The following is a 2,592-nucleotide window of genomic DNA, read 5'->3' as shown; positions in this document are numbered from 1 at the left end:
CCCCGCCCCGCTCCGCCCCGCTCCGCCCCGCTCCGCCCCGCTCCGCCCCGCTCCGCCCCGCTCCGCCCCGCTCCGCCCCGCTCCGCCCCGCTCCGCTCCGCTCCGCTCCGCTCCGCCCCGCTCCGCTCCGCTCCGCCCCGCTCCGCCCCGCGCCGCGCGGGCGCGCGGGCCACTACGACACCTGAGCGGCCGCCCCGGCCCGTCCGGGCCTCACCACTGCGCCACCCGGTAGTCCTTGAGGAACACCCCCGACACCGGGTCCCCGGCCTCGCCGCGGACGATCGGGTCGTAGACCCGGGCCGCGCCGTCCACGATGTCGAGCGGGGTGCGGAACCCCTGGGCGGCGAGGTGGGCCTTCTTCGGGGCCGGGTTCTCGTCGGTGATCCACCCGGTGTCGACGGCGCACATGTGCACGCCCCGGGGGGCGAGTTCGGCCGCGCTGGTACGGGTGAGCATGTTGAGCGCGGCCTTCGCCATGTTGGTGTGCGGGTGCCGGGCGGTCTTGTTGCGGACGGCGAACCGGCCCTCCACCGCCGTGACGTTGACGATGTAGCGGGCGGGGTGCGGGGAGGCCAGCAGCAGGGGCAGCAGCCGGTCGCAGAGCAGGGCCGGGGCCAGCACGTTGACCAGCTGGGTCTCCAGGACCTCCGCCGGGTCGAGCGAACCGAGCACGGCGGACCAGGAGTTGGCGGGGGCGAGGTCGGGCAGCAGCCCGGACTCGTCGGTGAGGTCCAGCAACGACCCGGCGCCGGAGGAGAGTCGGGCGAGGCCGGCGACCGGCCGGAACCCGGGGGCGTGCTCGATCGCCCGGCGGTCGGCGGCGGGCAGGGCGTCCTGCTCGCCCGCGGCCAGTGGCGCGTACGACTCGGGCGGGCGGCGCAGGGTCTGGGCGGCGTTGTTGACCAGGATGTCGAGCGGGCGCCCGTCGGCGCGCAGCCGGTCGGTCAGGCCGATGACCTGGCGCGGGTCGCGCAGGTCGATGCCGACCACGCTGAGCCGCTCCCACCACTGCCCGCTGCCCTCGGCGGCGCGGAAGCGGCGGACGGTGTCCTGCGGGAACCGGCTGGTGACGATCAGCTCGGCGCCGTCGCGCAGCATCATCAGGGCGAGCTGGAAGCCGATCTTCACCCGCCCGCCGGTGAGCAGCGCCCGGCGCCCGCGCAGGTCGGTCCCCAGGGTACGGCGGGCGGTGTTGTCGGCCGCGCAGTCCGGGCAGAGCATGTGGTAGAAGCCGTCGACCGAGCGGTAGGCCTGCTTGCAGACGTAGCACTTGCGCGGGACCAGCAGCTCGCCGACCGGTCCGTCCGCGGCGGCCAGCGGTGCGTCCTCGCGGCGGGTCCGGCTGCCGGTCGCGGTGGTGGCGAGCAGGTCGGCGTCGGCCTGCCGCACGGCCTGCCGGGCCTCCTGGCGGCGGCGCTTGCGGCTCTCCATGACGAAGGAGCCGAGCTGCCGCTCGGCGTGCAGCCGGGTGCGGTCGTGGGCGGGGAGGGCGCGCAGGCGGCCGAGGGTGCGGCTGAACGCGGCGAGTTCCTCGGCGGTGAGGCCCGCCGCACCGGCGGCGTCGCTCGCCGGATGGATGGTGATCAGCTGGTGATGGTCGTCCCGGACCGTCATGTCCGCCCCCTCGTGCCGTACAGGTGGGAGGGACTGTAGTGGACGGTCCGGGACGATGAGATGCCAATTTCCGCTGGTGGCTGGTGGCTGATGGGCGGCGGACGCCGGGTCCGCGGCCGGGGCCGTCGCCGGGGGGCGTGGGCTCAGCCCGCGTACTGGCCGAGGATCTTCGCGAACTCGTACGGCTGCTGCGGGATGTTGGTGCACGTGGACAGCGAGCCGCCGGTGCAGGCGTTGGCGTCCCGGGTGGCGTCCCAGAAGGACACCATCCCGAGGTGGTTCTGCCGGGCGAAAGCCACCAACTGCTGCGCGTCGGCCTGGTTGTAGACCTGGTGGTCGTCGTTCTCGCCGATCATCGGCGTGACGCCGACCATGGCCCACAGCTGGGCGTCGGTCTTCGCCGGGTAGAGGGCCTTGAGCTGGCCGAACAGCGACTGCGCGGCCTGGACGGCGGCGTTGCCGTAGTCGGTCCCGCTCCGGTAGTAGTCCATCGCCATGATGTTGACCACGTCGACGGCCACCCCGGCGTCCCGGGCGGACTTGACGATGGCGACGCCCTCGGCGGTCAGGCCCTCCGGCAGGACGGGCAGGGTGAAGGAGACCTTGAGGCCCGGGTGGGCCTGCTGGAGCTTGGCGAGCGCGGCGGAGCGGCGGTCGTTGGCGGCGGTGTCGGCGATGGCCGCGCCCTCGATGTCGAAGTCGACGTAGCGCAGGTTGTAGGCGTTCACCACGGCGTCGTACTCGGTGAACAGCGGGTCCACCGTGGTGCAGGCGGCGGCGAGTTCGGTGCCGGCGGCGCCGCCGAAGGAGACCTTGACGTCGCCGCCGGCCGCGCGCAGCGCGTCCACCTGGTCCTTGGCCCAGGCGGTGCGCGGGTCGTAGGCGTTGAACCAGCTGGCCTTGCAGCCGACGCCGGTGACGAAGCCCATGGTGTAGCCCTTGAGGCCGCCGGCCTTGGCCAGGTCGGGCATCGAGGGG

At 74.5% G+C, this 2,592-nt stretch carries 2 protein-coding genes; both read right to left on the bottom strand.

All coding sequences use genetic code 11. From position 1 onward, the window contains the following. Positions 1-210 precede the first annotated feature (210 nt). A complete protein-coding gene (locus ACIQOV_RS36700; protein ID WP_401055133.1) occupies positions 211-1,614 on the bottom strand; it encodes an SDR family oxidoreductase in 1,404 nt (467 codons plus the stop codon). A 143-nt stretch (positions 1,615-1,757) separates the two neighbouring features. After that, positions 1,758-2,592 (bottom strand): chitinase (locus tag ACIQOV_RS36695; RefSeq protein ID WP_401055132.1); only part of this gene is annotated, 835 nt, incomplete at its 5' end.

Origin of the sequence: Kitasatospora sp. NPDC091257, assembly GCF_044757675.1 — a bacterium.
GTDB lineage: Bacteria > Actinomycetota > Actinomycetes > Streptomycetales > Streptomycetaceae > Kitasatospora > Kitasatospora lactacystinica.
Note: the sequence above shows the minus strand (reverse complement) of the source record. Positions and strands in the feature narration are given on the sequence as shown.

What these genes read in the sequence shown, in the direction of transcription:
- ACIQOV_RS36700 (WP_401055133.1), bottom strand. Translation starts at nt 1,614, where the DNA reads ATGACGGTCCGGGACGACCATCACCAGCTGATCACCATCCATCCGGCG.